The following is a 24,983-nucleotide window of genomic DNA, read 5'->3' as shown; positions in this document are numbered from 1 at the left end:
AACCCACTCAGCACGGATGCTAACCATCTCCTTCGGTTTTAATTCAGGTGGTGATCGACGATTGATTGGCGACACCTAAAAATAGAGCTGCGTATCGTTTTATACCAAAGCTTTCACCTATCATGATGAAAATTCTTGCGTTCGACTTGCCCGATGTTCAATGTTCCAATCTCCAGCCAATGGTTCTCAAGTATTCCGGTTTTTTGGATAATGCTACGGTGGGAATTTTTCAGATCACTCCGACGGGCAGCTATTTAAGGGCTAATCGAACTTTAGCTCGCATCTATGGCTATGAGTCGGGGGCTGAACTGATGGTGAGGGTCAAAAATATGGGGAATCAACTGTATGTGGAACAGAGACGGTATGAACAATTAATGCAAGTGTTACGCACTCAGCAAGAGGTGGAAAATTTTGAATCTCGGGTCTATCGTCAAGATGGGAGTATTGCCTGGGTGCGAGATACGATTCGGATTATGCGCGATCGCACAGGTCAGATAATTGGCTATCAGGGGATTGTTGAACCCATGGAGGAGCCGCTGAGCGATCGCGTAAGTTCTCCGGCGGATTCGGAACCCGAAAATTTACGAACTCCCATCACGCCCAACTTTGTGTCGATGCTATCTCATGAATTACGCGGTTCTTTAACGGTGATTGCTGCAGCGAATGATTTGCTCAAACTCCACAGTCAAAAAATGACACCCGAGCAACGCCTCAAGTATTTTCAAAAAATTGATGAAACCGTTAAACATACTAGCAATATTATCGAAGGATTCCTGACGTTAGGTAAGGCGGAGTGCGGCGGATTACATATTCAATCGGTTCCGGTTTATTTTGCTAGTTTCTGCGAAGATGTATGGCAGGATGTGGAAAAATTAACGGATGTGACTCATCGCATGATTTTGACCACTACCGGCAATTCTGAACCCCTGATGACTGATCCCACCTTACTCCGACAAATTATTTTGAATTTGCTGGTGAATGCGGTGAAGTATTCTCCCCAGGGGAGTTCGATTTATTGTGATTTTACCTTTAATGAAGGGGAAATCATTTTTAGAATCAAGGACCGGGGAATCGGGATTCCACAGGAAGATCGGGCGAATTTGTTTACCCTGTTTCATCGGGCGAAAAATGTGGCCGCTAATGCGGGGAGTGGGTTGGGATTGGCAATTGTTAAGCGATCGGTGGATTTACTCGGGGGTAAAATTTGGGTAGAAAGTACCGTGGGAGAGGGGACAACTTTTACCGTAACCCTCCCAAAACTACCGGGGCTTTCCCATCAAATTGATGATTATCATTCGCTCAGCGCTTGAGGTGATTTGCTCTTTTAACCTTGTTATTTTTGTCCGCTGAATGTGACGTTATACCCTTGTTGCTTAACTCAATATAGAATCATCAGGTTAAATTCATCATGGGTAAGCCGCTGATCCCTGTGGACTAGAGGTTCCCCCTCTCTACTTTTGTTCGGAATATTGCAAGTTGTCAATTGGTTAAAGGGTCAGGAATGAGTCTAGCGATCGCCTCAGTGAAGGTGAGGAAAGCGCTCAAGACAATGGGCAATTTAGAAATTTTCGAGCATCCATTCGGAAGCGCGATCGCCCAAATCAATCGGAATGCTCACCGCCTTGCCTAAGCGGGGACGTTCGCGGGTGGTTGCCAGGTAAAGCTGCACCTGTTCAATGCCACCCCAGGCATTGAGATAACTGGCAACTACATCCAAATGAGCCAGATATTCCGACTCATTCATAGGGAACGAGGCTTGTTCGAGGTATTTCCACATAATCAGCAGGAAAATTTTCCCCTGAGTGCGCCGCATTTGGATATCGTAAGAGCGGCCCCACTTAGAAAGCAAGAGCTGGTGTAAGTCCTGTCCGGTCATAGAGAGAGTCCGTAAAATCTGAATCTTTACAGTTTGTTACAAAAATTGACAGCGAAATGCAAAAATGCGATCGAAGTGTCAAAGAATGTAATAATCTGTTGAGAAAGGCTGGAGATCAGCATTTCCCTGGGGATTGTCCCTGCCTTTACCCGGTAGTGACAGACTCGATATGAGGAATTGTTTAAACTAGGGTTCACCAATTTTAGCCCTTAGATGAGAGGCTAAGACATACAACTTAACACAGACGTAGCAAGATAGGTCATGGCTCAAGCTTCTGGAAATCCTGACGTCCCCAGCATGGGGCGTCGCCAATTTATGAACTTACTGACTTTCGGTGCAGTCACGGGGACGGCACTGGGAGCCTTGTATCCGGTGGTCAAGTATTTTATCCCGCCCTCCAGTGGTGCGGCAGGGGGTGGCGTTACCGCTAAAGATGCCCTGGGCAATGACGTCAGCGTTAGCCAGTTTTTAGGGAGCCACAATGCGGGCGATCGCGTTTTGGCACAAGGTCTCAAAGGTGACCCCACCTACCTCGTGGTCGATCAAGACAAGACCCTGACCGAATACGGTATCAACGCCGTTTGCACTCACCTCGGCTGCGTCGTACCCTGGAACGCCAGCGAAAACAAATTTATGTGTCCCTGCCACGGTTCCCAGTACAACAGTGAGGGTAAAGTGGTTCGCGGCCCTGCGCCTCTGTCTCTGGCCTTGGCTCATGCCACCGAGGTCGATGATAAAGTCGTCTTTACGCCTTGGACCGAAACGGACTTCCGCACCGGGGAAAACCCCTGGTGGTCATAAGCGCTTTGGCCCACCAAAAGCCGCTGAATGCAATATATTTCAATTTCTCATTGTTTGACTGTTTAGCTTACCTCTTCTCTTTCCCGATGAAACATACTTCCTTGTCGCGGATCCTGCGGCAGAGTGGACGCACTTTAGCCAAAGGCGTGCTGTTGGCTGTGGCAACTCTCGCCCTTTTCCTAGCTTCTGACATCGCCGTGCCCCAGTCAGCAGCCGCCTATCCCTTTTGGGCGCAACAAACCGCTCCAGAAACCCCCCGCGAAGCAACGGGTCGGATCGTTTGCGCCAACTGCCATCTCGCCGAGAAACCCACCCAGGTGGAATTGCCTCAAGCAGTGCTCCCGGATACGGTGTTTGAAGCCGTGGTGAAAATTCCTTATGACACGAGTGTGCAACAAGTGGTCGGCGGTGGCGATCGCGGACCGCTGAATGTCGGCGCTGTGATCATGTTGCCCGAAGGGTTCAAAATTGCACCTGCCGATCGCATTCCTGAAGAAATGCAGGAAAAAATCGGGGGTCTTTACTTCCAACCCTATCGCGAAGGTGAGGATAATGTGTTGATTGTTGGCCCCTTACCCGGTGAACAATATCAAGAAATTGTCTTCCCAGTCCTATCTCCCAATCCGGAAACCGATAAAAAGATCCATTATGGTAAATACCCCGTTCATGTCGGGGGTAACCGGGGACGCGGACAGGTGTATCCAACTGGGGATAAGAGCAATAATACAGTCTTCAATGCTTCGGCTGCTGGAACTATTTCCCAAATTGCCAAAGTTGAAGGCGGCGGTTATGAAGTCACCATTCAAACTGCCGATGGATCGACCGTGGTTGATAGCATTCCCGCCGGTCCTGAGTTAATCGTCTCGCAAGGGGACGAAGTGACGGCGGCTCAAGTGCTGACTAATAATCCGAATGTGGGTGGTTTTGGTCAGGTGGATGGAGAAATCGTCCTGCAAAGTTCTGGTCGGATTAAAGGATTGCTGGCTTTCTTTGCGATCGTTACTCTCTCTCAAATTATGCTCGTCCTCAAGAAAAAGCAGGTCGAAAAAGTACAAGCAGCCGAAATGAACTTCTAAGTTCTGTGGCAACTTACTTTAAAAAAAGGGGGCAAATGCCCCCTTTTTTTAGAGGTAACCGTAATAAAAACCCGCACCCATGCATGGTCTGGCTCTACGGACAAAGCCCGAGAAGCGCGGGCTGAAGAGAAAATCGACTTTTAACAACCGGAATTGGTATTAGATTAAACCCATCCCCAATCCATAGAAAAGCTGAAACAATTCAGATAGATAAATTCCGGGACAAGAAATAGGGTTTCTAACCTAGATTTGTTGCTAATGGCAGTGATTTTATGAAGAAAGCCGGTTTCTAACCTCTATTGAGACACGCTATACATTTTATAAGACCCAACAAATTACTCTAAGATCCAAAAGGTAAGGCTTATGACTCGTTTTTTTAAATTTGAAGCCGATTTTGTTGAATCTCTCCATTGCATTCCCATGCAAGTTCGCTTGAAATTAGATACTTGTGGCATTAAACTCAAACTGAATCACTGGAATCAGTTTAACAAAGAGGACCGAGAAGCGCTGATCCAAAACCCTTGTCAGAGTCCCGAAGAAATTACCCAGTATCGGGGATTTTTGCAAGGGTTAGTTTTAGACCGGACTGGGGAATCGGCCAAAGATTTAACTGTGGAGGACAACCCCCCTTGGATGAATGAGGCAGAAATACCGGACGGGGTGCAAGATAAAGCCCAACAGTTGGGAATTACGTTGACTTTAGAACAATGGGCTAAATTAGAAGCGATCGAGCGGTTTGCGTTAATTAAATTAAGTCGGTCTAGTCATGAAAATGCTAATTTTTTACCGGCTTTAAAAGAATTGAACCTGACTTAAAGGCGATAGAAATGGACTCAGACCTATCACCGGGTCATCTAGCCCAGGGTCGGGTTGTTTTCTGTACTTGGCAGAACCCTTGCTCCCTTGTCCTTGGGGGAGTAAACTCATAACATTCATTCAGGTTGAGAAAATAGGATTGTGGGACTAGAAGAAAAGCGAGTCGAAGTCGCTGGCGTGGAATGGTATTATCTGGAGCAACGGCCTGCAAAAGAAACAGACAAACCCCCGGTGGTGTTGCTGCATGGGATGCCCTCCCTAAGCTTTTGCTGGACGGAAGTAATGCCCGGACTTGCACAGGAGGGATTCCGTTCAGTTGCTCCGGACTGGATTGGGTTTGGGTTATCGGGGAAACCGGAAAAAAGCAAATTTGCTTATACTCCCGATGCGTTTGTTGCTGCCTTAGATAATTTTCTGACCACTCTGGACATCGATCGCTGCTATCTAGTGGTCCAAGGCTTTTTAGGGTCTGTGGGGTTACAATTTGCCCTGAGACATCCGGATAAAGTCCTGCGCTTAGCGGTGCTCAATGCCCCTGTAACTCCCGATTCCCAACTGCCTTGGAAGATGCAGCAACTGGGGTTGCCGTTGATGGGGGAAATGATGACCCAGGACCCCTTGCTAGTCGATCGCACCCTGGAAGCGGGAAGCAAATATACCATCTCTGACGCAGACTTGGATATCTACCGTCGCCCGTTTCTGAAAAGTTCTGCCGCAGGGCGATCGCTGATGTGGACAATCCGCAATCTCAAACTGAAGCAGGCAATGGCAGAAATTGCTGAAGGGTTTCCCCAGTGGGACAAACCCACTCTAATTTTGTGGGGGGTGCAGGATCCTTGGTTGCCCCTAACTCAAGGAGAAAGCTTTGCCGGTTCTATTAAGAATGCTGAATTGGTGAAATTGGCAGAAGCGGGACATTACCCCCAAGAACATTGGTCCGAAGAAGTCACAAAGGCACTGATTCCATTTTTTCGCCGGATGGAAGTTTAACCGGGGATATTGACTTTGGGGGGCGATCGGGGGGGGCGAGAATCCTCACCCCTCGATCGCCGTACCCAATCTTGATATATTTTGGTGAAGATCATTTTTTAGTGAAAGGCAAAAAACTGGCTATGAGACGTTATCGTTCGATTCTCGCTTCTATTTTGGCATTGGTGATGGTATGTTTGGTTAGCTGCGGTTCGCCGCAAGCGGCCAAACCCCCTGCCTACTCGCCTACTCAGTTACAAATCGTCCAGCAGTATGAAGGAAATGTACTGAAACTGCGCGATCGCATGACTGAACTCGAACAGTTCATCGTCAATCGCGATTGGGTGAATGTGGGGACATTTATTCATGGACCTCTGGGTGACTTACGTCGCGATATGGGATACATTTCCCGTAATCTCAGTGGCAAAGCCCAAAAAACCGCCAGTCAAACTGCTAAAGATTTATTTGTCCATTTCGAGACGATCGATGCGGCAGCGGATGCAGGTAACTATTCTCTGGCCGTGCAAAACTACGCACAAGCGATTAAAGATTTTGATGCCTTCTTGAGTCTGATTCCCAAGGGATAAGTTGACTGCAGTTGAGTTGTGAACGATAGGGTGAGAATGGGAAATTCTCTTGTTTTTCACCCTATCTTGACTTATTATTATGATCCCCTCTTTCTGAAACCAGGGGAGAGGTTGAGAGTTAAAATATGAGCCGGGTTGCGATCATTGGATGCGGTATTGTGGGTGCGGCGATCGCCTATGAACTAAGCTTAGTACCCAATTTAGAGATTACAGTCATTGACAGTCATGAACCGGCCCAGGGTTCGACCCAAGCGGCTTTAGGAGTGCTGATGGGGATTATCAGCCATAAAGTCAAAGGCCGATTGTGGCGGTTACGGGAACAGAGTATTCGCCGCTATCAAACCCTGATTCCGGAATTAGAGGCGATTGCGCCGATTTCCTTTAACCGCCAAGGTATTCTCATGCTCTGCTTGGACGGTGAGGATATGGCACAATGGGAGAACCGGGCAGCCACTCGTCGCACTCAAGGCTGGCAATTAGATGTTTTAGAACCCCAGGAAGTGAGGCGACGCTATCCGCAATTGGGAGAGGTGGAAATTGTGGGGGCGGTTCATTCTCCCCAAGATGGACAAGTTGATCCGGTTGTCTTGACTCGCACTTTAGTGAGGGCAGCCCAAGGGAACGGAGTGAGGTTTAGATTTGGGGAGAGGGTTGAACGGATTAATTCTATTGAAACAGAGTCCTTGAAGCGTTGCGATCGCCTAGAAATGACTGGGGGCAATCTGGAGGTAGATTGGCTGGTGATGGCGGCAGGATTAGGTTCCACGCCCCTGACTGCTGAACTGGAGTCGCCCGTAGAGATTCGCCCGGTTCTGGGACAAGCGGTACAACTGCGTTTGCCGAATCCGATGGGAAAGGGCGATCGCCAACCTGTAATTACGGGGGATGATGTTCATATTGTCCCCAGTCAGGGCGGTGATTACTCAGCTACAGATTATTGGGTGGGGGCAACGGTAGAATTTACCGGGGAAGGTGACCCGATGGAGGGAGATCCCGCATTGCTCCAGCAAGTGTTGCAACGGGCGATCGCATTTTGTCCCGATTTAGCCCGGGGGGAAATTGTGAGAACTTGGTCGGGATTGCGCCCCCGTCCGGAAGGGCAACCCGCGCCCATTATCGGTCCCTTAGCGGGATTCAAAAATGTGTTATTGGCTACTGGACATTATCGCAACGGTGTGTTGCTTGCTCCAGGCACTGCTTTGGAAATTCGGCGCGCGATCGCCGGGAGTTGACCTTTAAATTCAGCGGGATTGATCGGGAGTTATCCCGCCATCAATCCCTGGCGGTGCTTTCGGACGTTTTCAAATTCTCTGGCTTTTTTTTGGATTTGGATTTGGGGACCAGAACGGGCTAGGCGCAGGATCATCCCATCAATCAGTGGGGATTGGATAATGGGGCTATCGTTAACATAAGTACCATTAGTCCCTAAGTTGACGATTTTCCAGTTGCACCCAATCCGATGTAGTTCGACATGGTGGCGGGAGACCACTGCACTATAGAGCACGACGTGATTATCCGGCGCTCTTCCAATCCGAATCACGTCTTGGTCCTGAAAGTCCCAGCTTTGGGAGGGGGAAGTTTGTGTAGGATGCACCAATTGCAGAGTAATCACTATCTACTCCGGATTATTCATAAAAATATCACTCTTAAAATTTTAGGACTCATCTCGGTTGCAAATGTTCCTTACAAAAGGGAAATTTTTGTCACCTTTTCCTTGAATTTAATCCGTGAAATATCAGCCTTTTTTATCGTAATTGGAAGATGATTTTTGCGCTTCAGTAAATTTCCGTAATCTTTTAAATAAATTCGGGCAGACTGGATTAAATTCTATCTAAAAAATAAAAAATTCTTTGACCTGTACGATTTTGGGTTCTCTAAGGGGGTCTGCGTAGAATCACGGATGACTGTCTGCGTCTAACCGGATTTACCCTTTTAAAAACTTCATTGAAAGGGTAGTTTTGTTCATGAAGAACTAAGTGGTAGCGTGAGGTATCTTACCCCTCAATTGGATGACCCATTTTTACAGTTATAAATCTTAATCATTTTTTAACCGGGGGAAAACCAAGAAAGGTCACTTAAATGTAGTGCTTCCCGAGACAATGGGGGCGATCGCCCAGATGGCACACCCCAGATACCTTGACTTTATTTCCCTGAGCAGGAATACCCGGTCAGGGGGTTACGGATGGACGACGAGGTGGATAGTAAACGATGGAGCAAGGAGGTGAGTGCCGCTGCTAAATCGGGGGAAAACCGCAGGGGCGATCGGCAACTGGAAAGTTCACTTTTTCATCTAAATAGAGAGGACTGACTTTCTGGAGGGGGATGTAACCCGAGAAGATGAGTAGTATCTATGATGAAAAAGACCTCTCTATCGAGGGAATGCGGAAGTCCTGAGCGATAAATGCTTATCTAATACATTGGGAGAGAAAGATGTTCAAACTCAGTTTATCGATCGGATCTATTGGGATGAGATTCACGCGATCGGCGTCCAGATTAGCGATCGCCGGTGGGGACCCGAAAAGGCCCCGCCCGAACCTGTTGGCGTCATATTCTGCCGCGAAGCATCAAACCGGAGAAGACCCGACGAAATGGGGGCACCGAAGGACCGTTCCCGGTGCGATCGCCCTTGTCTTGGGTCTTTCCCTGACTGGGGTGATGGCCGGGGGACTCCCCGCCATTGCCCAATCCAACCGTCTAGAAAATTATACAACATTTGCCCAGTGGTGTGAGAATCGAGACACCCTGACGCCCGAAACTCAAAAAACTGTAGATGCGTTATTAGCAGAAGCGGGAACCCCTGAGTGCGATCGCGCCTCCTCCATTCTTTCCCGACGACAAGTCCTCCCCTTTAGTAATCGCCAAATCTCTGATCTCAGACCCATCGCCTCCCTCAGACAACTCACATTACTTTATCTCAGTCGCAATCAAATCTCCGATATTAGCCCCCTGGCCTCCCTGACACAACTCACTTATCTCTATCTAAGTGACAATCAAATTTCTGATCTTCGTCCCCTTTCCTCCTTAACCCAGTTGTCAACCCTGGATTTGTATGACAATCGGATTACAGACCTGGCCCCCTTACAGTCTTTAACCCAACTGGACACCCTATTTCTGGGACGAAATCAAATTTCCGACATCACTTCTTTACGGTCATTACAACAATTAACGAGACTGTCTTTAGACTTTAATCAAATTGCCGATGCAACTGCCCTAACCTCCCTGACCCAACTATCGGAACTGTTTCTGAGTAGTAACGCTGTCTCTAATCTCAGCCCCCTCAGTTCTCTCACGAATTTAAAAATTTTATTTCTAAGTGGGAATCAAATTTCCGATATCAAACCTTTGGAGACTTTAACCAACTTAAACACCCTGTTCCTCAGTGTCAATCAAATCTCAGATATTACACCTTTATCTGCTCTGAAGGAGTTAATTGAAGTTAACTTAAGCAGCAATGATATTTCCGACTTGAGCCCATTACAGCCTCTACCCAACTTAACTCAAATAGAAGTGAGAAGAAATCCGATCCGCCAGAAAGTCTGCCCGATTATTCCCGATTCAGCTTGCCGGTTTTAGAGCAGGAATTAACGCCAATTAAGCGGGGAGAAATTTTTTATTAAAACACCAAATCCTCACGCCAATAAAATTAGAGGGAACCCATCTCATGTTTTAATACACCCGAATATTTGAGGGGGATAAGTGATTTTACGGATTAGTTCAGTCAATCGGGTCTAATTTATTGAATCCCGAAAGCAATTTAGAAAAGAAGTCTGGGGATTGCCCTCGCCGAACCGGCGAAATTTTCCAGTAATTTGTCGGTTTCGGGGATAACACTGATTGCGCCTCAAGGGGATCGTCCTAGAGAAACTGAGCCGATTAAGCGCTTAATTTGGCGGCGAAAAAAACTAAATTATCGATAAAATAAAGGAGAAAAACACAGATAAGTAGGGCGGCATAATTTAACCTAAGTGTAATCGTCCCAAAAAATGTCGGTATTTCCGCCTATGGGCGAATGACAGTTTTTTCTACGGTTCAGGGGGATTAATTTGATTTATGGCGCTCTACTTGCCACAGAACGTAGCAAGGGGTTGGAATGGTGAAGACTGATCAAAGAAAGCAAAACTCTGCTTTGCAGTTACAGAGTAGATTGCTCATTTATTCCGCCTTGGGAGCAATAGCGATTGGTGCGAGTGTGGCGATCGCCAGTATTATGCCCCTTTCGGAACGACTCAAAGAAGCAGAGGAACGCAATCTGGAATTTGCGGCCCAAACTCGCACCCTGGCGATCGAAGAATTCCTCTTAAGAGCTCAGGATATTGGCGGACAAATTGCCAGTCGCACCCGAGCGCGGAATCAGTTAGCGGCATATAATCAAGGGCAAGTTAAACGGAATGAATTAGTGCAGGTTTCCAGGGATATTTTAACCGATGCCCTCAATCAATCAGAGGAGATTGAAGGAATCATGCGCTTCGATGCGAATGGACAAACCGTTACTCAGATCGGATTAGCAATTCCCGAGGAATTTTGGCAAGTCATGCCATTGTCCGGCAACCAAACGGTGTTTATTGGTCCCGTGGATATTGCCGGACTTTCTTATTTAATCGTGGGGACGCTGATCAATAACGAGACTGCTCAAGTGCTGGGTAGAGATTTGGTGTTGTTTAAAGTCCCGCGATTAGAAAGAATCGTTCAAAATAATTCAGGGTTGGGAGAAACGGGGGAGATTATTTTAGGAAGGGTTACCGATGGAAGAGTCGAACTTTTTTTTGAGCCAAGAAATAACGAAAATGGCATCTCTGGGGGGGTGAAAAATGCCATAGAACGGTCGGTTTTGGGGGAATCGGGATTCATGCAATCTGACTCTGGGAGCAATGGTCCAGAAGTGATTGCTTTTAATCCGATCGCTATCGCTAATTGGGGATTAGCGGTCAAAATGGAGCGCCAGGAACTCTATCAACCTGTGCAAAAACAGATTTTCGATACAGGGATTGCCATTGCCATTCTGACCCTGTTGGGAACGGGGGGGATGGTGATATTGCTCCGTCCGCTGACGAATAAAGCGATCGTGCAAACCGATGAGTTGGAACAACAAATCCAGGAAAAATCGGCTTTATTACAGGCAAAAACTGCTGCATTGCAAACCGAACAGCGTCAACGGGAGGCAGTGGAGGAAGCATTACAGCAAATGAATGAATTAAAGGCATCTTCGCGACAAGTTGCCGATGCCTGTGCGACGGCGAATTTTGGGGTTCAAGAAGCGCAAACGATCGCCACGGGAGGAGGGCGATCGGTTGAGCGTACCCTAGCGGGAATGACGACCCTCAAAGACAATGTAGAAGCGATCGCACTCCAAATTGACCATCTCCACGAAGGTGCGCGGCAGATTGGGACGATCGCCTCCCTAGTGGGGAGTTTGGCAGATCAAACCAATATGTTAGCCCTCAATGCCGCAGTGGAGGCAGTCCGCGCCGGAGATCGCGGAAAGGGTTTTTCCGTGATTGCTACAGAAATTCGCAAACTCGCCGATCGCTCTCGCCAAAGCACCGATAAAATTAATATCTTATTGGAGGATATCCAAAAGTCAGTTAGGGCAACGTCCAAGGCGACTCAAGAAGGAACAAAAACAGTGCAGGTGAATTTTGAAATTGTTCAAGAAACTGCCGTTTCCTTAACCGGAGTGCTGAATGCGATCGAAGGAGTGAGCGCCAGTGCTCAGGAAATTTCTCTCGCCACCCACGAACAAGCGGTTGCCATTCAACAACTGGTGGCGGCAATGGATATGATTAAAACTTCAGGTTGAGGGATATTATCCCTCGGTGGTCACCCAAGGGGCGAGTGTTCCTTGGGATTAATCCATCCAGGTGAGGTCTGTTGTGGAAAATGGGGGGAAAGTATTTTGATCTGCCGTTGTCGGACGAGATATTCTCATCGGTAAATTTTTCGGGTTTGACGAAGGCTGTTTTTGTTGAAGTTGCGTCAACTCTTGGAGGGCTTTTTCATTCGCTGCCGCCAGTTGAATTGCCGATTTTTTTGTCTCCTCTAACTCCGACCGAACTTTAGAGAGTTGCTGAAGCTCTTCCGTGAGTTTTTGATTGACTTGTTTTTGTTTTTCCAACTCAGCCGTTAACTTCGTTTGAGCTGTTTTTTCCTGATCGGCGAGTTTTTTCGCAGCGCCTAATTCCGCTTCTAATTGTTGGACGTGAGTTTTTTGGTCCTCCAATTGCTGCTGTAAATTGGCATTGAGACGACCAAATTCTTCATTGCGCTGCTCGGCTTGATTAAGCTGACCCTCTAAATTTTGGATCAAACTCCGATGTTGCTCTAATTCTGATTGAACCTGGGCGAGGGTGCGATCAAGAGCGCCATCTTTTGCGCGAGCTTCTTGTAACGCCGTCTGTAACTCAGTCACCGTTGCTTGTAACTCCGAACCCGGATTTTCTCCAGCACCCTCAATCGGTTCACCTTGAGTATTTTCCGCGAATTCTAATTCAGAATCGCCCGTTTTTTGCGCTTCGTTTCTAATTAAATCAGAAATTTTTTTTCTAGGCATCAGTTTCTCCAATCACGCTGTAATTCATCAGCTACCCGACGATAATCCGCCTGAGCTTCTTTTGCATTTTTGCCACGCCATTGGGCGATCGCCACTCCATCGAGGGCCGCCCGTTCATGAGCTTTAAAGGTCCGAACGAACGCATGGCAGGTGGGGATTCCTTCTTCCATAAGCGTGTTTTGAGCCTCCAGCGCCTCCCCCAAGGACCGGGAATCCACCCGAGTCAGGACCACCCGATGCGCCACCGCCACGGGGACGATCGCCTCGCGCACGGTTTCAATCAACGCCGCTAAATCCATCGGCGCCGGGGGAGTCGGCAACAGCACATAATCCGCTGCATTCGCCACCGCCGCTAACGCCTGCGATCGCAATGCCGGAGGAGTATCCACCACAATTAAATCGTAACCTTGAACTTGGCGTAATTGACTCAAGAGACTCGGATCCGTCTCCTGCGCCAGATCAAAAGCAAAGCCTTTTTTGCTACGCTGAACCCACCACGTTGCCGAAGCTTGAGGGTCGGCATCCACGAGGAGGATGCGCTGGTGCTCGGCAAACGTAGCAGCGAGATTGACTGAAGTCGTGGTTTTCCCCACACCCCCCTTGCCATTAATAATTGCAAGGATTTGGGTGCTGGGAAGGTCGGGGGTTGCAGATGACGGTTTTGGCAAAACGACGATTCCTCAAAAGCGCAAAGAGGCGATCGCTTTTACTATACCCCTTGACGCGCCCCAAATTCATGACAGTTTGTAACAGATTGGCAAACCATAGAATAATACTCCCATCCCCCAATTCTCCCCCATCCCCCAATTCTCCCCCATCCCCCAATTCTCCCCCATCCCCAATTCTCCCCCATCCCCCCTACTCAGACCCTAACCATGCGATCGCAACCCAACAGACCCCCCAACACACCCCCCCTCGGCGCTCAACGGGATTGGATTTGGCGCGGATATCAAATCCGTTACACCTATATCCGATCGCCTCAAGCTCAAGCCAATGCCATCCCCTTAATTTTCCTACATGGATTTGGTTCTTCCTTGGGACAATGGCGGTTCAATTTAAGACCTATTAGCGAATATCATACAATTTACGCCCTAGACTTTTTAGGTTTTGGTGCTTCCGAAAAAGCTTCTGCCAATTATCGCGTCAGTTTATGGGCCGAATTAGTCTATGATTTTTGGCGGAGTTTCATTGCGAAACCCGCTGTCGTCATCGGCCATTCTCTGGGTGCATTAATTGCCTTAACGACCGTTGCCAACTATCCCCAAATGGCCCAAGGATTAGTCATGCTTACCCTACCGGATCCGCAACCGAGACAACCCCCCGCTTGGGCGAGGGCGATCGAGCAATTTTTCTCCTCACCTCTGTTATTATGGCCTCTATTTAAAATCGTCCGGCAACCGGGTTTATTACGATTTGTTTTGCAAAAAATCTATCAAAATCCTGGCTTAGTGGACGATGAATTAGTCGAACTCTTTGCCAAACCTGCACGGGATCAAAGAGCATTGCAAGTCTTTTATCGACTCTCCCTCACCCGCAGCGATCCGGAATATAGCCCCATTCTCAAAGATTTATTGCCTGAATTAACTCTACCCATTTTATTACTATGGGGAGAAGCAGACCGGATTGTACCCTTTAGGAGTGCTATGCAATTGGCTAACTTAAATTCTAACATCCAATTGGTAACAATTCCCGATGCCGGTCATGTGGTTTATGATGAAAGTCCGGAATTGGTCAATCAAGCGATCGTGGAATGGGTAGAAAGAGCAGTTGAATAGGGAGAATTGCCTCGAAATTGACCCAAAAAGTTGTGATTAAATCCGGAGGCTAGGCTGTCAAAACCTGTTGTGCCGTCAGGGACAGTTCGGGGAAAGTTGGGGAGAGGATGCGATCGCCTCCGGTAAACTGGGTGCGCCGATATTGACCCGGGGATTCTAAGGTAAACACAAAAACCGTGGGCACTTTCGGGTTTCCCAGAAATCCTCGACTGCCAACGGCTAAATAATCCACGATCCAATATTCAGGAATTCCTAACCGTTGATATTCCTCAAACTTATCGAGATAATCATCTTCCCAATTCGTTGAAGTCACCTCTACCGCCACCTGAATCGGTTCTCGTAATCCATTGTAGTCCGAGCGATCGCTGCGCCAGACATCGCGATCGATAACGGCTACATCCGGTTGACGCCCTTGCTCAATTCCTGCCGCAGACACCGTTCTAATTACCGCTGTATTTTTAACAACATAGTTTAAATTCATCCGGTGGATTTCACCTTTAAACCCATCGGCAATAAAATCCGCAACATCATCGTGATTTCGAGTGGCTCGCATTTCTACCAGTTCTCCATTCACCAGTTCGTAAAATCCCCCGTCTTCGGGATACTGCGCGAGAAATTGGTCAAAGGTTAAGTTTTTCTGAGTGGCGATCGTCATGATTACATCCCCTAGTACATCTATTAGCAATTCCCCCGTCCCTGTGATCACCCATTGTAAGTTGGGGTGCGATTTATTTCTGGAGCAAGCCAGTCCATTCGTGCCGGTTTTAGCATCGTTTAGGAGGCAATATCTAAACATTCGCAGGTTTGTAATTCCTCCAGGAAAGAGAAATTTCCCGACCCAAACAGGTGTAAAATGTCTTGTGGACGGGTCATGGCAACATAGAGTAGGCGTTTGGCATCAACAGCATCTTCTACACCAACCTTCGCACCAAACTGTTGAACCCAAAGCACAATCACCACTTTGAACTCTAGTCCTAATGCTGACTTGACCGTTACAATTCGCACTCCCCGTTGCGCGGCGCTGTAGTTTCTTTTCTCCTCATCGCCTTTGGTAATCCAGCAACATCCCAGTTCCGAGGCTTCCAATTGTTGGGTCAGGTATGTGAACGAATCCTGCTCATGCTGGCCCAAATAGCGATAGATAATGGCAATATCCTCGGGCTGATAGCCTTGGGCGACGAGCTCGTGAATTTGTGAGAGTACCCCTTCGACTTCCGCCTGCCGGTGGTCCATCAGATGGAGGAGGGGGCGTTTCCCGCGTCGGATTGCGCTTTTCGGTTCCACAATCGGGAAGGTTTCATCGTCGTCATTTCCGCACAACGGTTGAATTATCTCCCAAGCGGCAGATAAAATTTCCTCAGTGTTGCGGTAGTTTTGGTTGAGCTTCCGCATCCGACCCTGGGCGTTGATGCCTACAGATTTCCATGTGAATTTTTGACGGTTGTAGAAACTTTGGGAGCGATCGGAAACGATCAGCAAATCTCCATCTTCCGGGTCTTTGAGTGCGAGTCTGCAAGCGGAAAACCATGAGGGCGAGAATGTATGGCCTTCATCAATCAGCACCGCATCCCATTTATTTTCTAACGGCATTTGCTCTAAAATCTTGACGAGCCGTTCACCGAGTAAGTCGTCGTAATTCTCTTTATAAACCTGGGGATTCGGTAGCCCGCCCAAAATCGACTTGGCCCACTCGTGAAAGTGCATCACTTCGATTCGTTCCCGATAGGCCCGGTTGTCATCCTGTTGGATGATCGATCGCAACCAAGAAGCCAAAGTCACGTTGAAGCACAACAGCAGCACCCTTTTCTCAAACAGTCCACGGGCAAGAATTTGAGCGCGACTCAGCAAAATCAACGTTTTCCCGGAACCCGCAACCCCACAGAACAGCCGATGCCCCGATTGCAGTGAACGAGCCAGTTGTTCTTGTTTATGGTCCAGGGTGCGGATGCGCTGCGCGTTGGGGGAAACCTCTTGTCCAACCGGAACGCTAGTGGGTTGGGCGGGTTCTTCCCGAATTTTGGCCTCGGGGTGGATGATGCCGCGAATCGTGCTGATTTGGTCTTCTTCTAATCCCCAGAACTTAAACCGATGGGTGAAGAATTTCTCTAAGCGCTTGATCAGTCTGCTATCTCCTAGCTCTTCCCATTCAAGCAATTCATCGCGATAACAAACCTGGGGTTTTTCGAGGAGGGGATATAGATTAGCGACCCGCGCTTCAGGTTCGGTGATTCCAGTCATGATGGCCCCAACCCCGACCGGGAATCTCAACTTTCCTTGATGTTCGCCGTCATCCTGGCAAAGAATAGAATAACTTTTGAATTGGTGCAGCAGAGCATCCAGGTAACCCTTCCCTTGCCGAAGTGGAGACTGACAACTTTCAATTTGCTCCCCTTGGTTGATCAGAAAAAACTGGTTATCAGCACTTTCTATCTGGTTGGCACGCCAGCCTTTAATTTCCAATATGAGTAACCCAAACGTTGGACTCATAATAATAAAGTCTGGATATAGCCCATTCACGCTCGGCTCATAGTAGACGAAAAAATCATCAGGCAACTCATCTCTGAGCAACTGGAAGACTTTCTTTTCCCCCTGACTTGCCTTTGCCGGGACAGCATCGGGAACAATTGCAGCCATGACCCTCTCCTCTAACTGGCTTAATGCTTGCAGCGCCGTCGCTACATAACGACATGAATCTATTCCTAAGCTGATAACTGCCTCTGAATTGAGAAGGCTAAAATTACTGGCTTATTAAACTTTATTGTCTCACCGTTGGGGTCGATTTGGTTTATAAAATTACTAATGGTAATCTATTAATCTATTGTTTAGAAAATTTGGGTAAAACAGGCGCGGTTTTGTCAATTGGTGGGAATACGGAGTTTTTGCGCAAGTTCCCTAAGCAGTCCCAAAGAGTTCTGGGCTAATGGAAGTTTAAAGCAGACATACCCACCGCGACTCCCATCCATGATTATGGTATCCGACTGTCCCCAAATAGGGACAAACCCGGGCAATTTTGGAAATCTCTTTGGTCACGACCTAGTGCCAACTGCCATTTAGGAAATTAGACCTCTTGCAAAAAAAAGGATTGATCCCCCTTTCCCCCCCCTTATTAAGGGGGGCTTTAAAGAATTTTGCAAGAGGTCTATTATATTAATTCCCCGTGGTGCGATCGCTTGCATTCACTATAGGTACACTATTTCCTCGCGCTTTAGCCCGTTCGCTGACCTCGAAGGGAGTATAAAGGTTAACCGTTAAAGGCATTAATTCATACGTTATACAAAAATATAAATAGATTTTTAGAGCTTTCTTAAGCCGAATTCAACAGCGCGGTTTCGGTGGCATGGCTACCCCGCTCTAAAACAAGCAGCGCTTAAATTGTTATCCCTTCGACTCTGCTATAATCAGGGCTGACTTTCAACCCAGGAGGGCCTAGTGGGACGAGGAAGACCGGGGGAAACCCAGACTTTGGTAAATCACTCAGCTTTCGGACTGAGCGCAACGAGCCTCTGAGTGCACTGATCACCATTCGCGTGTCTGAACGATTTCGCGATCGCATTAAACAAGACCCAAATTGGGCAGAAAAAGCGCGCCAAGTCCTAGCGGAAGCCTTCGGGATTGACTACGAACCGTTCCCCAAACCTTCAGAACAGTCTGACGTTTAGAACCGGGACTACCCGTTCTTTTCTCCATTGCGATTCTACAATTGCGATCGCCAACCGTTATCAACCCACAAGCCTGGGTTTTCTAAAAACACGAGGCAGAAACCGCATTTCGGTTGGCGGTGGCTATCGTAAAGATGCGGGCATTTCATTAATAATCGTCACGGTTCCCACCTCAGCCCAGCCTACATTTTCCCCTAAAAAGTCTCGGAATAATTCGGCTCGTTCCCGGCTCAAAAAAGAAGCAACCTGAATGGCTTCCTGATTGTTATCTTTGCGAAGCATCGGATAGGCATCTCGACAGAATCGCGCTCTCACTTGTTGCAAATTCCTCTCACTTTTTTCCAGGAAAACGGGATAAAATCGTACCGGATAGGCATTCGGCTCAGCGGGAGGGAGATCGCCGCAGCTAGATTGGGGATAAACAGCCGTTTTGAACGGATTGAGAGGTTCGGCAGGCAGTTCGGAAGCGGGGGGTGACTGCGTTGAAGAACTGACGGAATTGAAAGGAGTGGACAGGGAGGGGGTCTGATTGGCACTGAGCCAATGGTTGAATCCAAACCCGGCTAATCCACAGATCACTGTTGCCACTCCAGCGCTCAGTCCCCATTGCCACACCCCGAACCGATGGGGCGATCGCAGAGGGAGTTGTGTTGCGACAGAAGTGGGTGTAGTATCCAGTCGATTTCCTTGGAAAGACGGGGGTAAAGGCGATTCAATCACCCTGGGGGATACCGGGGTCACAGGGGTAGGATTGAGCGCTGCGGACATCTGCCCCAGATTGCTATAGCGCTGTTCGGGATGGTGAGCGATCGCCCGATTTAGAACTTCTGCAAGGCGATCGTTCACCATACAATAGTCTTCCCACTTCCAAGTTCCGTCAGGATTTTTTAACAACTCCGGCGCTTTCCCCGTCAGCAATACCAGCATTGTCACTCCCAGAGCGTAGATATCACTCCCTGGGGTGACTAAGCCGGTTTTTTGGCGTTCCGGTGCGAGATACGCCTCTGGAACGACAACATCGGGCGATCGCACAAACCGCGCCTGTTGCAAGTCAGCATCTTGTACCAACGTCTCCAACGCAATAGAACCCTGCACTTCTGTGCCATTCTGCATCAGTTGAGAAAGCACTTGTTGCAAAATCACTATTACTTCATCTTCCAAAAACCGTCCCCCCGGACGTTGTGCTAATAATTGGCGGTAACTTTGAGAGCCCCCATTCATATTCATAGCCGTTCACCTGAGCAAAATGAGTGGAAAAAGTTTATTCCATTGTTCGGATAATGTCCGCCAGTTCCCGAGATTTAATAATAGAACTCAGCGGAGAATTGCTTTGAGTAAGCCGGACAGTCTGACTCAACTGCCGAGCTTGATGCAAGTAGTCCATTTCCCCACAATTTTGATAGTCTTTCATCGGGGTAATGCGATGATTGTAGTAATAACAGCAATAGCTCAATACTAATTGAAAGACCTTTAAATCCAGGGGTTCAAATCCTTCCCCATTTCCATCTCGGACCATTTTCCAAATATCATCCGCATCAAAGGGAGGAATTTGCTCTAAATAAGTGAATTTTTTGGCAATTCCCCGGATGAGTTTTTCAAAAGTGGCCTTGGGTTTTTCGGGAGGGGGATTATAAATGCGATCGCCAATATGTATCTCTCCACCCTGACTGTTGTACATTTTTCCACCCTGAGTGGTGTACACCGTTTCCCCTTCCACTTGATACGTCGTCGAACCTTGTTGGTTATAAACTGGATTTTGATAAGTTGTTGACCCTTGATTATTCGTCGTATAAGTATCTTGACTGTTGGTATTATGAATTGCTCCTCCAGAGATCGCTACATTGCCGCTTCCCTCCACCCCAATCACATCTCGACCCGCTTGCACCACTTGCCGAATTTTTTGTGCCGCCTCATCCTTCACCGCATCCCATCCTCCCGGCGGCAATCCTTTTCCTCCCCGCAGCAAGGCGATCGCCACCGCAAAATCCTCATTAGAAATATCAAAATTTGGGGTTTGAGTGATACCAAATTCACTCGCTGCACTATCGGGAACCGTTTTGGCTAGATAGTTCATCAAATTAGAAAGACGCACCACGGTATCATCTGGGGAATTTCCTGCTCCTTGCAAAGCTTGAATCAGATGGTAAGTGTAGATACTCATCAAATTATCCTTTCTCATCCAAGACTTTTCATTCCCCGTACAAGAGGTAAAGATGGCTCGTCCTTTGCCTTGAGAAAGCGCATGAATTAAACTTTTTGCCGTAGCAGTTTCCGCAAATCTCCCGGGAATTTTCACGGCGATCGGCTCCCCTTTCGTCGCCGCCATTCCCTGAGCATGGCAACAGTCAATCACCACCAACACTCGCTGAGATTCAATCTGCTGAATGGCTTTCGTAAAGACCTCCGCCGCCAACGCAGACCCCGCAAATTCCTCCTTTTTTGAATCAGTATCATGAGGAATCAGATAGTAATTCCCGGTGTCTTTATCCAGCCACCCATGACCGGAATAATAAATCAAAACCGTACAATTGGGATTTTGATGCGCCTTGTTTTTCAGCCAACTTAAACTATCTAAAATGTTAGTCCGCGTCGCAGTTTTATCATGCAATAACTGGATATTCTCTTCAGGATATCCACAGAGTTCCGGTGCAATCAAAATTTGATACAGCGCTTGAATATCTTTCACAGTCACCGGCAAAGACCAGCTTTTGTCCTTGCATTCTCCCACCCCAATCAACAAAGCATAGCCATCATCAAAGGTAGTAACCATCTCTCTCCCTCCCCGGTTTTACTTCGATTTATTCTAGCAAATTCTGACGCATTTCATTAACAGATTGAGTTCGGATAAATCCAGGTTTCCGCTGCCGCACCTGCTGCCGAATCGTATGAGCCGTATTTCGGGCCGAACTTTCCTGGACTTTATCAAAATTAAAGGTTTGATTTTCAGCCACAATTCTGTGGTCTTCTAAGACAGGGAATTTAATGCTCTGGCTATCAGTGGTAGTAATTTCAATAACTTCATACGATATTTCTTTGTAGACCGATGCTTTAGACATATTTGACAACTCTTGAGTCTTGACCGAAACAATGCTATCGTAGAGATATTCACAGGTTTCATCCCGCAAAGAAAATCCGGTTATAAAATTCCATGTGCATCGATAATACGCAATAAAATTTTGACAAGGATAAATAGCTATAAAATTATAAATGCTGTATTTATACTCATCATCAAGTCCTTTTTCCACAAAATAATTGTTATACCCCACTATGCTCATAAGCAGACCCCAATTTCCGAAATTTGCTTCATTGAGTTGTTCACTAACCCCACTAATTAATACAATCGGTTGAGCATCAAGGATATTTCCTACTTCTTGTCCGGTTGTCTCTAAAAGTCTCAGTTCGGCTTTTCCCTTTTTGACTAAATTTTCTCTATCCATGAGTAACCATTGAAGAATCTCCTCATCTGTAGCTGTAGGTTTTGGTAGGTTGGGAGGGCGCTCTACGGTATAAAAAGCTACAATTAAACCGACAATTAATAAAAGTATTGCCCATATAAATTGTTGAAATAACGCTAAAATTAAAAGAATGGCTATCAACCCATAAATATAACGTCCTTCTTTTGTGGGCCACCGTTTTTCCTTGATAGATAGGATGAAGTCATCCAGGGCTTTTTGACCTAATTGTTCTTGTTCTTTGGGTGCAGTCCGGCGTTTTCTGAGACATTCAAAATATTCACGAATTAACGCTCTATCCGGTTCTGAGGAAACCACTGCTGGTTTGGCAGCAGGCATCGTGGTGGGATAGGAAGGGGGTGCTGCGGCGTAACCAGGCGATGGTGGAGGCGGTGCGGGAACGGGTTGAGGCGTCGTGGGTGGTGCGGGTTGGGAGGCGGGGGTGGTTTTGCTTCCTTCTGGGGTAGCAATGAGATGAATTCCACTGCCTAAACTCACTCTTTTTTGGGCAACCAACGGATAATCGCTAATCGGTTGATTATCAATCAATGTGCCGGTACTACTCCCTAAATCATAGATATGCCAGGTTTTACTAAATTGGTCAAAACTAAACTTGAGATGCCAGGGGGAAACCTGGGGGTCTGTCAAGCGAATCTCACAGTCAGAAGCACTCCCGATCGCATATTCCCGATTCGGTTTCAGGGTATAGGTATGACCCGTATGTTCTATCAACAGTTTGAGTTCGCTCATGGCTATAATTCCGGTTAAATGTATGAATCAACAGGGAAGCAAAAGGGTTGCCCCAGAACAAGTTTCCCCAGGTTTCGTCGAGGGGAGTGTTCACACCAATCAAAGCCCGGTGTACCGTCGTGCTGAAACCAGGAATAATTTAAAATCTTAGGCTGATTATCCCATAGTTTTTGCGTTGGTAACCTATCCTTTTGTAAATTTTTATGTTGAATTTTAAATGTAATTTGCACTACATTTTTTGGTGGGTGGGGATGAGCCGGTTTCCGAGGCGATCGCACCCCAAGCACCAGCAATCTGGTTGCCTCCTCTACCTTAATATGAGTCCCTAAACGTCGGGTCCCAAATGGGAGTAGGAGGGTCAACTCGGGACTCAAAGGTCATCATAATGGATAGGCGGTCTGTGGCATCCTTGGGAATCACAGGAATCTCGTAGGAGTGGTCTTTTCCAATTAGGAAGCAGAGGGCAGAATTAGGTTTTGCGGCGTAAACAGTTTGGGGTTTGTCAGGAGCATTGAGAGAGCGAACTCGTAAATCCCAAGGACGTTCTGGAGTATGAGGTACTTGCAAGATCCAATGAAGTTGAACCCTGACTTTGCCGTCACTGGGGGAATTTTTTCCCGGGAACAGGCGATCGCCCGGACGGAGGCGATCGCAAGTTAATGTTCGCCGCGTTATCAGGGGGATTCCGGTGAGTTGAGCAATTTTCTTTTTGAGGGCGGGGTTTTGAAGTTGCCAAACCAGTTCTTTGACGATTAAGGGACAGTCAGGATGGTGACTCCAGGCTAAAATATTACAGGTATCGTGACTATAATTTTCCTGAATTTGCCGAGTCCAAGGGGCAGCATCCAAGGCCAGAGCTAGGTCGGATAATTCGTTATCCGGCAAAATAGAAATCATTTGAAATGAAGAGTTTTTTGGGGTTAATTGGTAAGAAATTTTACCGGATAAATCCTTCAAGCATGGAGTCGAATTTTGGAGAGTTGGACCGGGATGATAGAGGGGAGTATCTGCAATTTTATGTTGTGGAATTAGGGGATAATTTTTACCCCAAATTGGGCGTTCAGTTTTCCGGGTAAGGTCAGAATACCATGCAAACCACTGGAGGTTATCCGGTAGAGTTTGAGTGAGTTCACAGGGTGATAAAGTTACTAAGGACTCGCTATGTTCTGTCACGATCATCAGTTCTCCCGGTAGTAAAGGTTGTTCGGAAATCAGCAGGGGGCGATCGCCAGATTGGGGAAGGGGGCGATAAATTTGGACTAAGGGAGCATGGAGTGGGTTATCTTCAAAAGGCATCCAGACTCCCCAAGCAATAATGGGGGTAGAATTAGGGGGTTGCTTGAGGGTTAAACCTCGATATTTTAAGAGTTGAAAAGCGGTCCTAGTGGTGCGGGGTCCGAGAAGAAAAAAGTTGTTTAATTGCGGTCCGGGTTCGCTCGATTTAATTTCTGTAGCACTGAAGAGTTGACGGAGGCGATCGAGTTCCAATTCCAGGCGATCGCCAGGATAAATATAAAGGGGTTGACGAATAATCATCATAGAACATTTAGGTTGCCATTGAATTTTTTACAGGAGGTAGCGCGTAAGGATCACTTTAACTCCATTTAAACCGCAAATAAACAGGCTATCTCCCCGGCTTTTCCGTCAGATTAGCGAGGAACGGATTAATAATTCAAAAGATTGGTGATGGCTTGTTCAAATTCGTCGCACTCACTCACGAGTTTTAAAACAACCCGCTCAAAGTAATTGGAATTAATGAGACTTATCTCCGCATTGTGCATAATTGAAAACACTTTTTGGCCGCTAATTTCTTCAAGACACCAAAATCCCAGCTTATATGAAGCATTTTTAACCAGCAAGTAGGTGGAAAATACCCCCGGAATTTCAGAATCCCTGTTAAATTTCAACCCGCTAGGCACGGAAAATTCCAGGGTATTCTCATAGCGGATAATAAAGAGAGTTTGCGTATTGCCTGAAGCGGCATTAAAGCGCAAAATTGCCCGACGGTCATTAATGTCATGAATCCGCCATTTGAGTTGGGTGCAATAGTTTTGAATGGTCGAGCGAAAGTTGGTCCCCGAAAACAGGTCAAGATTGATAGCCATACTGTCATTTATAAAAAGGTCAAGTCAAGATGGGGAGAAAGGGGATTACTCCCTTAACTGAGGAGTTGAGCCCAGCTTAATCCCTTGAATATTTGAGATTTAACCTCCCTAACTTTTTAAACTCCTATAATTTTCCTCAAGTACGGGAAATGGGGAGTTAATTAGGGGGTAAATTTCACCTAAAATATTCTGACTTGCCCATTGTATCAAGTTGATTTTAAAAACCTCTAAACTTGAAGCCAATTTGACAACAAGTTAAAGCCAATTTGACTGAAAGGGGGGTCACAGAGGCGATCGCCACGGTCCCCTGGGAATGAAGGGCTTGATTTTTTAGGGAGTCTGAGCTAAGGTGTGCGGTTGCAAAAGGGCGATCGAATGTTTCCCTAAAACGGCAGATTCCTCCACTTCCTCCATTCCCGGATTTCTGCAACCGGAAAAAATCACCCTTTCCCCTCTTTCCAAAATTCACAAAATCGGTGAAAATAGTATGATACCCTAATTAAATTAGAAGGCAGAGGAGATTTAAACCTAAGTAAACCCTATTTAAAACACCATTTATCAATTACATCT

General features: G+C 47.1%; 22 protein-coding genes. 11 read left to right on the top strand and 11 right to left on the bottom strand.

The window, feature by feature from the left end; genetic code table 11:
• The first annotated feature begins 122 nt into the window (after window positions 1–122).
• The gene (locus NG792_RS18605) at window positions 123–1,310 is read left to right on the top strand and encodes a PAS domain-containing sensor histidine kinase (protein WP_261201431.1); all 1,188 of its coding nucleotides are present in this window, start codon (window positions 123–125) and stop codon (window positions 1,308–1,310) included.
• Window positions 1,311–1,558: 248 nt separating this feature from the next.
• Here the strand turns inward: NG792_RS18605 and NG792_RS18600 are convergent, their stop codons facing one another.
• On the bottom strand, window positions 1,559–1,876 hold the full coding sequence (locus tag NG792_RS18600) for a DUF3067 family protein (protein ID WP_261201432.1): 318 nt from the start codon (window positions 1,874–1,876) through the stop codon (window positions 1,559–1,561).
• A 261-nt stretch (window positions 1,877–2,137) separates the two neighbouring features.
• On the opposite strand from NG792_RS18600, the gene petC reads away from it, so the two are divergent.
• From petC to NG792_RS18570, 6 genes are all read left to right on the top strand, one after another.
• Window positions 2,138–2,677, top strand: a complete 540-nt coding sequence (gene petC / locus NG792_RS18595) for a cytochrome b6-f complex iron-sulfur subunit (RefSeq protein WP_261201433.1) — start codon at window positions 2,138–2,140, stop codon at window positions 2,675–2,677.
• Window positions 2,678–2,763: 86 nt separating this feature from the next.
• Window positions 2,764–3,753: a cytochrome f gene (gene petA / locus NG792_RS18590; protein ID WP_261201434.1), complete on the top strand. Its 990-nt coding sequence runs from the start codon at window positions 2,764–2,766 to the stop codon at window positions 3,751–3,753.
• A gap of 363 nt (window positions 3,754–4,116) precedes the next feature.
• Window positions 4,117–4,569, top strand: a complete 453-nt coding sequence (locus tag NG792_RS18585) for a nitrate reductase associated protein (protein ID WP_261236373.1) — start codon at window positions 4,117–4,119, stop codon at window positions 4,567–4,569.
• A 141-nt stretch (window positions 4,570–4,710) separates the two neighbouring features.
• Window positions 4,711–5,559 carry an alpha/beta fold hydrolase gene (locus tag NG792_RS18580; RefSeq protein ID WP_261236372.1) on the top strand — a complete coding sequence of 283 codons (849 nt, stop codon included), beginning with the start codon at window positions 4,711–4,713 and terminating at the stop codon, window positions 5,557–5,559.
• Between the two features lie 122 nt (window positions 5,560–5,681).
• Entirely contained in the window at window positions 5,682–6,125 is a 444-nt protein-coding gene (gene psbQ, locus NG792_RS18575) for a photosystem II protein PsbQ (protein WP_261201437.1), read from the top strand.
• A 125-nt stretch (window positions 6,126–6,250) separates the two neighbouring features.
• On the top strand, window positions 6,251–7,357 hold the full coding sequence (locus tag NG792_RS18570) for an NAD(P)/FAD-dependent oxidoreductase (RefSeq protein WP_261236371.1): 1,107 nt from the start codon (window positions 6,251–6,253) through the stop codon (window positions 7,355–7,357).
• Between the two features lie 29 nt (window positions 7,358–7,386).
• On the opposite strand, the gene NG792_RS18565 is transcribed toward NG792_RS18570, so the two are convergent.
• Entirely contained in the window at window positions 7,387–7,737 is a 351-nt protein-coding gene (locus NG792_RS18565; protein WP_261201439.1) for an FHA domain-containing protein, read from the bottom strand.
• Between the two features lie 818 nt (window positions 7,738–8,555).
• Here NG792_RS18565 and NG792_RS18560 point away from each other — a divergent pair.
• The gene (locus tag NG792_RS18560) at window positions 8,556–9,698 is read left to right on the top strand and encodes a leucine-rich repeat domain-containing protein (protein WP_261201440.1); all 1,143 of its coding nucleotides are present in this window, start codon (window positions 8,556–8,558) and stop codon (window positions 9,696–9,698) included.
• 517 nt (window positions 9,699–10,215) lie between these two features.
• Window positions 10,216–11,922 (top strand): methyl-accepting chemotaxis protein, encoded by a 1,707-nt coding sequence (locus NG792_RS18555; RefSeq protein WP_261236370.1) that lies wholly within the window; start codon window positions 10,216–10,218, stop codon window positions 11,920–11,922.
• 48 nt (window positions 11,923–11,970) lie between these two features.
• On the opposite strand, the gene NG792_RS18550 is transcribed toward NG792_RS18555, so the two are convergent.
• The gene (locus tag NG792_RS18550; RefSeq protein ID WP_261236369.1) at window positions 11,971–12,672 is read right to left on the bottom strand and encodes a hypothetical protein; all 702 of its coding nucleotides are present in this window, start codon (window positions 12,670–12,672) and stop codon (window positions 11,971–11,973) included.
• Window positions 12,672–13,340, bottom strand: a complete 669-nt coding sequence (locus tag NG792_RS18545) for a ParA family protein (RefSeq protein WP_261201443.1) — start codon at window positions 13,338–13,340, stop codon at window positions 12,672–12,674. Before NG792_RS18545 ends, NG792_RS18550 begins: the two co-directional genes overlap by 1 nt.
• Window positions 13,341–13,547: 207 nt before the next feature.
• Here NG792_RS18545 and NG792_RS18540 point away from each other — a divergent pair, with 207 nt between their 5' ends.
• Window positions 13,548–14,447, top strand: coding sequence for an alpha/beta fold hydrolase (locus tag NG792_RS18540; protein ID WP_261201444.1), 900 nt, complete (start codon window positions 13,548–13,550; stop codon window positions 14,445–14,447).
• A 49-nt stretch (window positions 14,448–14,496) separates the two neighbouring features.
• Here the strand turns inward: NG792_RS18540 and NG792_RS18535 are convergent, their stop codons facing one another.
• Window positions 14,497–15,243: a Uma2 family endonuclease gene (locus NG792_RS18535; protein WP_317619516.1), complete on the bottom strand. Its 747-nt coding sequence runs from the start codon at window positions 15,241–15,243 to the stop codon at window positions 14,497–14,499.
• Window positions 15,222–17,081, bottom strand: a complete 1,860-nt coding sequence (locus tag NG792_RS18530) for a 3'-5' exonuclease (protein ID WP_261236368.1) — start codon at window positions 17,079–17,081, stop codon at window positions 15,222–15,224. Before NG792_RS18530 ends, NG792_RS18535 begins: the two co-directional genes overlap by 22 nt.
• Window positions 17,082–17,974: 893 nt before the next feature.
• Between NG792_RS18530 and NG792_RS18525 the strand changes: the two genes are divergently transcribed.
• Window positions 17,975–18,106, top strand: a complete 132-nt coding sequence (locus tag NG792_RS18525; RefSeq protein ID WP_261236367.1) for a hypothetical protein — start codon at window positions 17,975–17,977, stop codon at window positions 18,104–18,106.
• Window positions 18,107–18,229: 123 nt separating this feature from the next.
• On the opposite strand, the gene NG792_RS18520 is transcribed toward NG792_RS18525, so the two are convergent.
• The 5 genes from NG792_RS18520 to NG792_RS18500 all read right to left on the bottom strand — a co-directional run bounded on the left by NG792_RS18520 (window position 18,230) and on the right by NG792_RS18500 (window position 24,413).
• Window positions 18,230–19,333, bottom strand: a complete 1,104-nt coding sequence (locus tag NG792_RS18520) for a protein kinase family protein (protein ID WP_261236366.1) — start codon at window positions 19,331–19,333, stop codon at window positions 18,230–18,232.
• Window positions 19,334–19,367: 34 nt separating this feature from the next.
• The gene (locus NG792_RS18515) at window positions 19,368–20,876 is read right to left on the bottom strand and encodes a caspase family protein (RefSeq protein WP_261236365.1); all 1,509 of its coding nucleotides are present in this window, start codon (window positions 20,874–20,876) and stop codon (window positions 19,368–19,370) included.
• A gap of 28 nt (window positions 20,877–20,904) precedes the next feature.
• On the bottom strand, window positions 20,905–22,308 hold the full coding sequence (locus NG792_RS18510; protein WP_261236364.1) for an FHA domain-containing protein: 1,404 nt from the start codon (window positions 22,306–22,308) through the stop codon (window positions 20,905–20,907).
• A 312-nt stretch (window positions 22,309–22,620) separates the two neighbouring features.
• A complete protein-coding gene (locus NG792_RS18505; RefSeq protein ID WP_261236363.1) occupies window positions 22,621–23,847 on the bottom strand; it encodes a hypothetical protein in 1,227 nt (408 codons plus the stop codon).
• 125 nt (window positions 23,848–23,972) lie between these two features.
• Window positions 23,973–24,413, bottom strand: a complete 441-nt coding sequence (locus NG792_RS18500) for a hypothetical protein (protein ID WP_261236362.1) — start codon at window positions 24,411–24,413, stop codon at window positions 23,973–23,975.
• Between the last annotated feature and the right edge of the window lie 570 nt (window positions 24,414–24,983).

This window comes from Laspinema olomoucense D3b, assembly GCF_025370785.1.
GTDB classification, from domain to species: Bacteria; Cyanobacteriota; Cyanobacteriia; order Cyanobacteriales; family Laspinemataceae; genus Laspinema; species Laspinema olomoucense.
Note: the sequence above shows the minus strand (reverse complement) of the source record. Positions and strands in the feature narration are given on the sequence as shown.

Coding starts and splice junctions, on each gene's coding strand:
- NG792_RS18605 (WP_261201431.1), top strand. CDS start 123: ATGATGAAAATTCTTGCGTTCGACTTGCCCGATGTTCAATGTTCCAAT.
- NG792_RS18600 (WP_261201432.1), bottom strand. CDS start 1,876: ATGACCGGACAGGACTTACACCAGCTCTTGCTTTCTAAGTGGGGCCGC.
- petC (WP_261201433.1), top strand. CDS start 2,138: ATGGCTCAAGCTTCTGGAAATCCTGACGTCCCCAGCATGGGGCGTCGC.
- petA (WP_261201434.1), top strand. CDS start 2,764: ATGAAACATACTTCCTTGTCGCGGATCCTGCGGCAGAGTGGACGCACT.
- NG792_RS18585 (WP_261236373.1), top strand. CDS start 4,117: ATGACTCGTTTTTTTAAATTTGAAGCCGATTTTGTTGAATCTCTCCAT.
- psbQ (WP_261201437.1), top strand. CDS start 5,682: ATGAGACGTTATCGTTCGATTCTCGCTTCTATTTTGGCATTGGTGATG.
- NG792_RS18570 (WP_261236371.1), top strand. CDS start 6,251: ATGAGCCGGGTTGCGATCATTGGATGCGGTATTGTGGGTGCGGCGATC.
- NG792_RS18560 (WP_261201440.1), top strand. CDS start 8,556: ATGTTCAAACTCAGTTTATCGATCGGATCTATTGGGATGAGATTCACG.
- NG792_RS18555 (WP_261236370.1), top strand. CDS start 10,216: ATGGTGAAGACTGATCAAAGAAAGCAAAACTCTGCTTTGCAGTTACAG.
- NG792_RS18550 (WP_261236369.1), bottom strand. CDS start 12,672: ATGCCTAGAAAAAAAATTTCTGATTTAATTAGAAACGAAGCGCAAAAA.
- NG792_RS18540 (WP_261201444.1), top strand. CDS start 13,548: ATGCGATCGCAACCCAACAGACCCCCCAACACACCCCCCCTCGGCGCT.
- NG792_RS18535 (WP_317619516.1), bottom strand. CDS start 15,243: ATGTTTAGATATTGCCTCCTAAACGATGCTAAAACCGGCACGAATGGA.
- NG792_RS18530 (WP_261236368.1), bottom strand. CDS start 17,081: ATGGCTGCAATTGTTCCCGATGCTGTCCCGGCAAAGGCAAGTCAGGGG.
- NG792_RS18520 (WP_261236366.1), bottom strand. CDS start 19,333: ATGAATATGAATGGGGGCTCTCAAAGTTACCGCCAATTATTAGCACAA.
- NG792_RS18515 (WP_261236365.1), bottom strand. CDS start 20,876: ATGGTTACTACCTTTGATGATGGCTATGCTTTGTTGATTGGGGTGGGA.
- NG792_RS18510 (WP_261236364.1), bottom strand. CDS start 22,308: ATGAGCGAACTCAAACTGTTGATAGAACATACGGGTCATACCTATACC.
- NG792_RS18505 (WP_261236363.1), bottom strand. CDS start 23,847: ATGATGATTATTCGTCAACCCCTTTATATTTATCCTGGCGATCGCCTG.
- NG792_RS18500 (WP_261236362.1), bottom strand. CDS start 24,413: ATGGCTATCAATCTTGACCTGTTTTCGGGGACCAACTTTCGCTCGACC.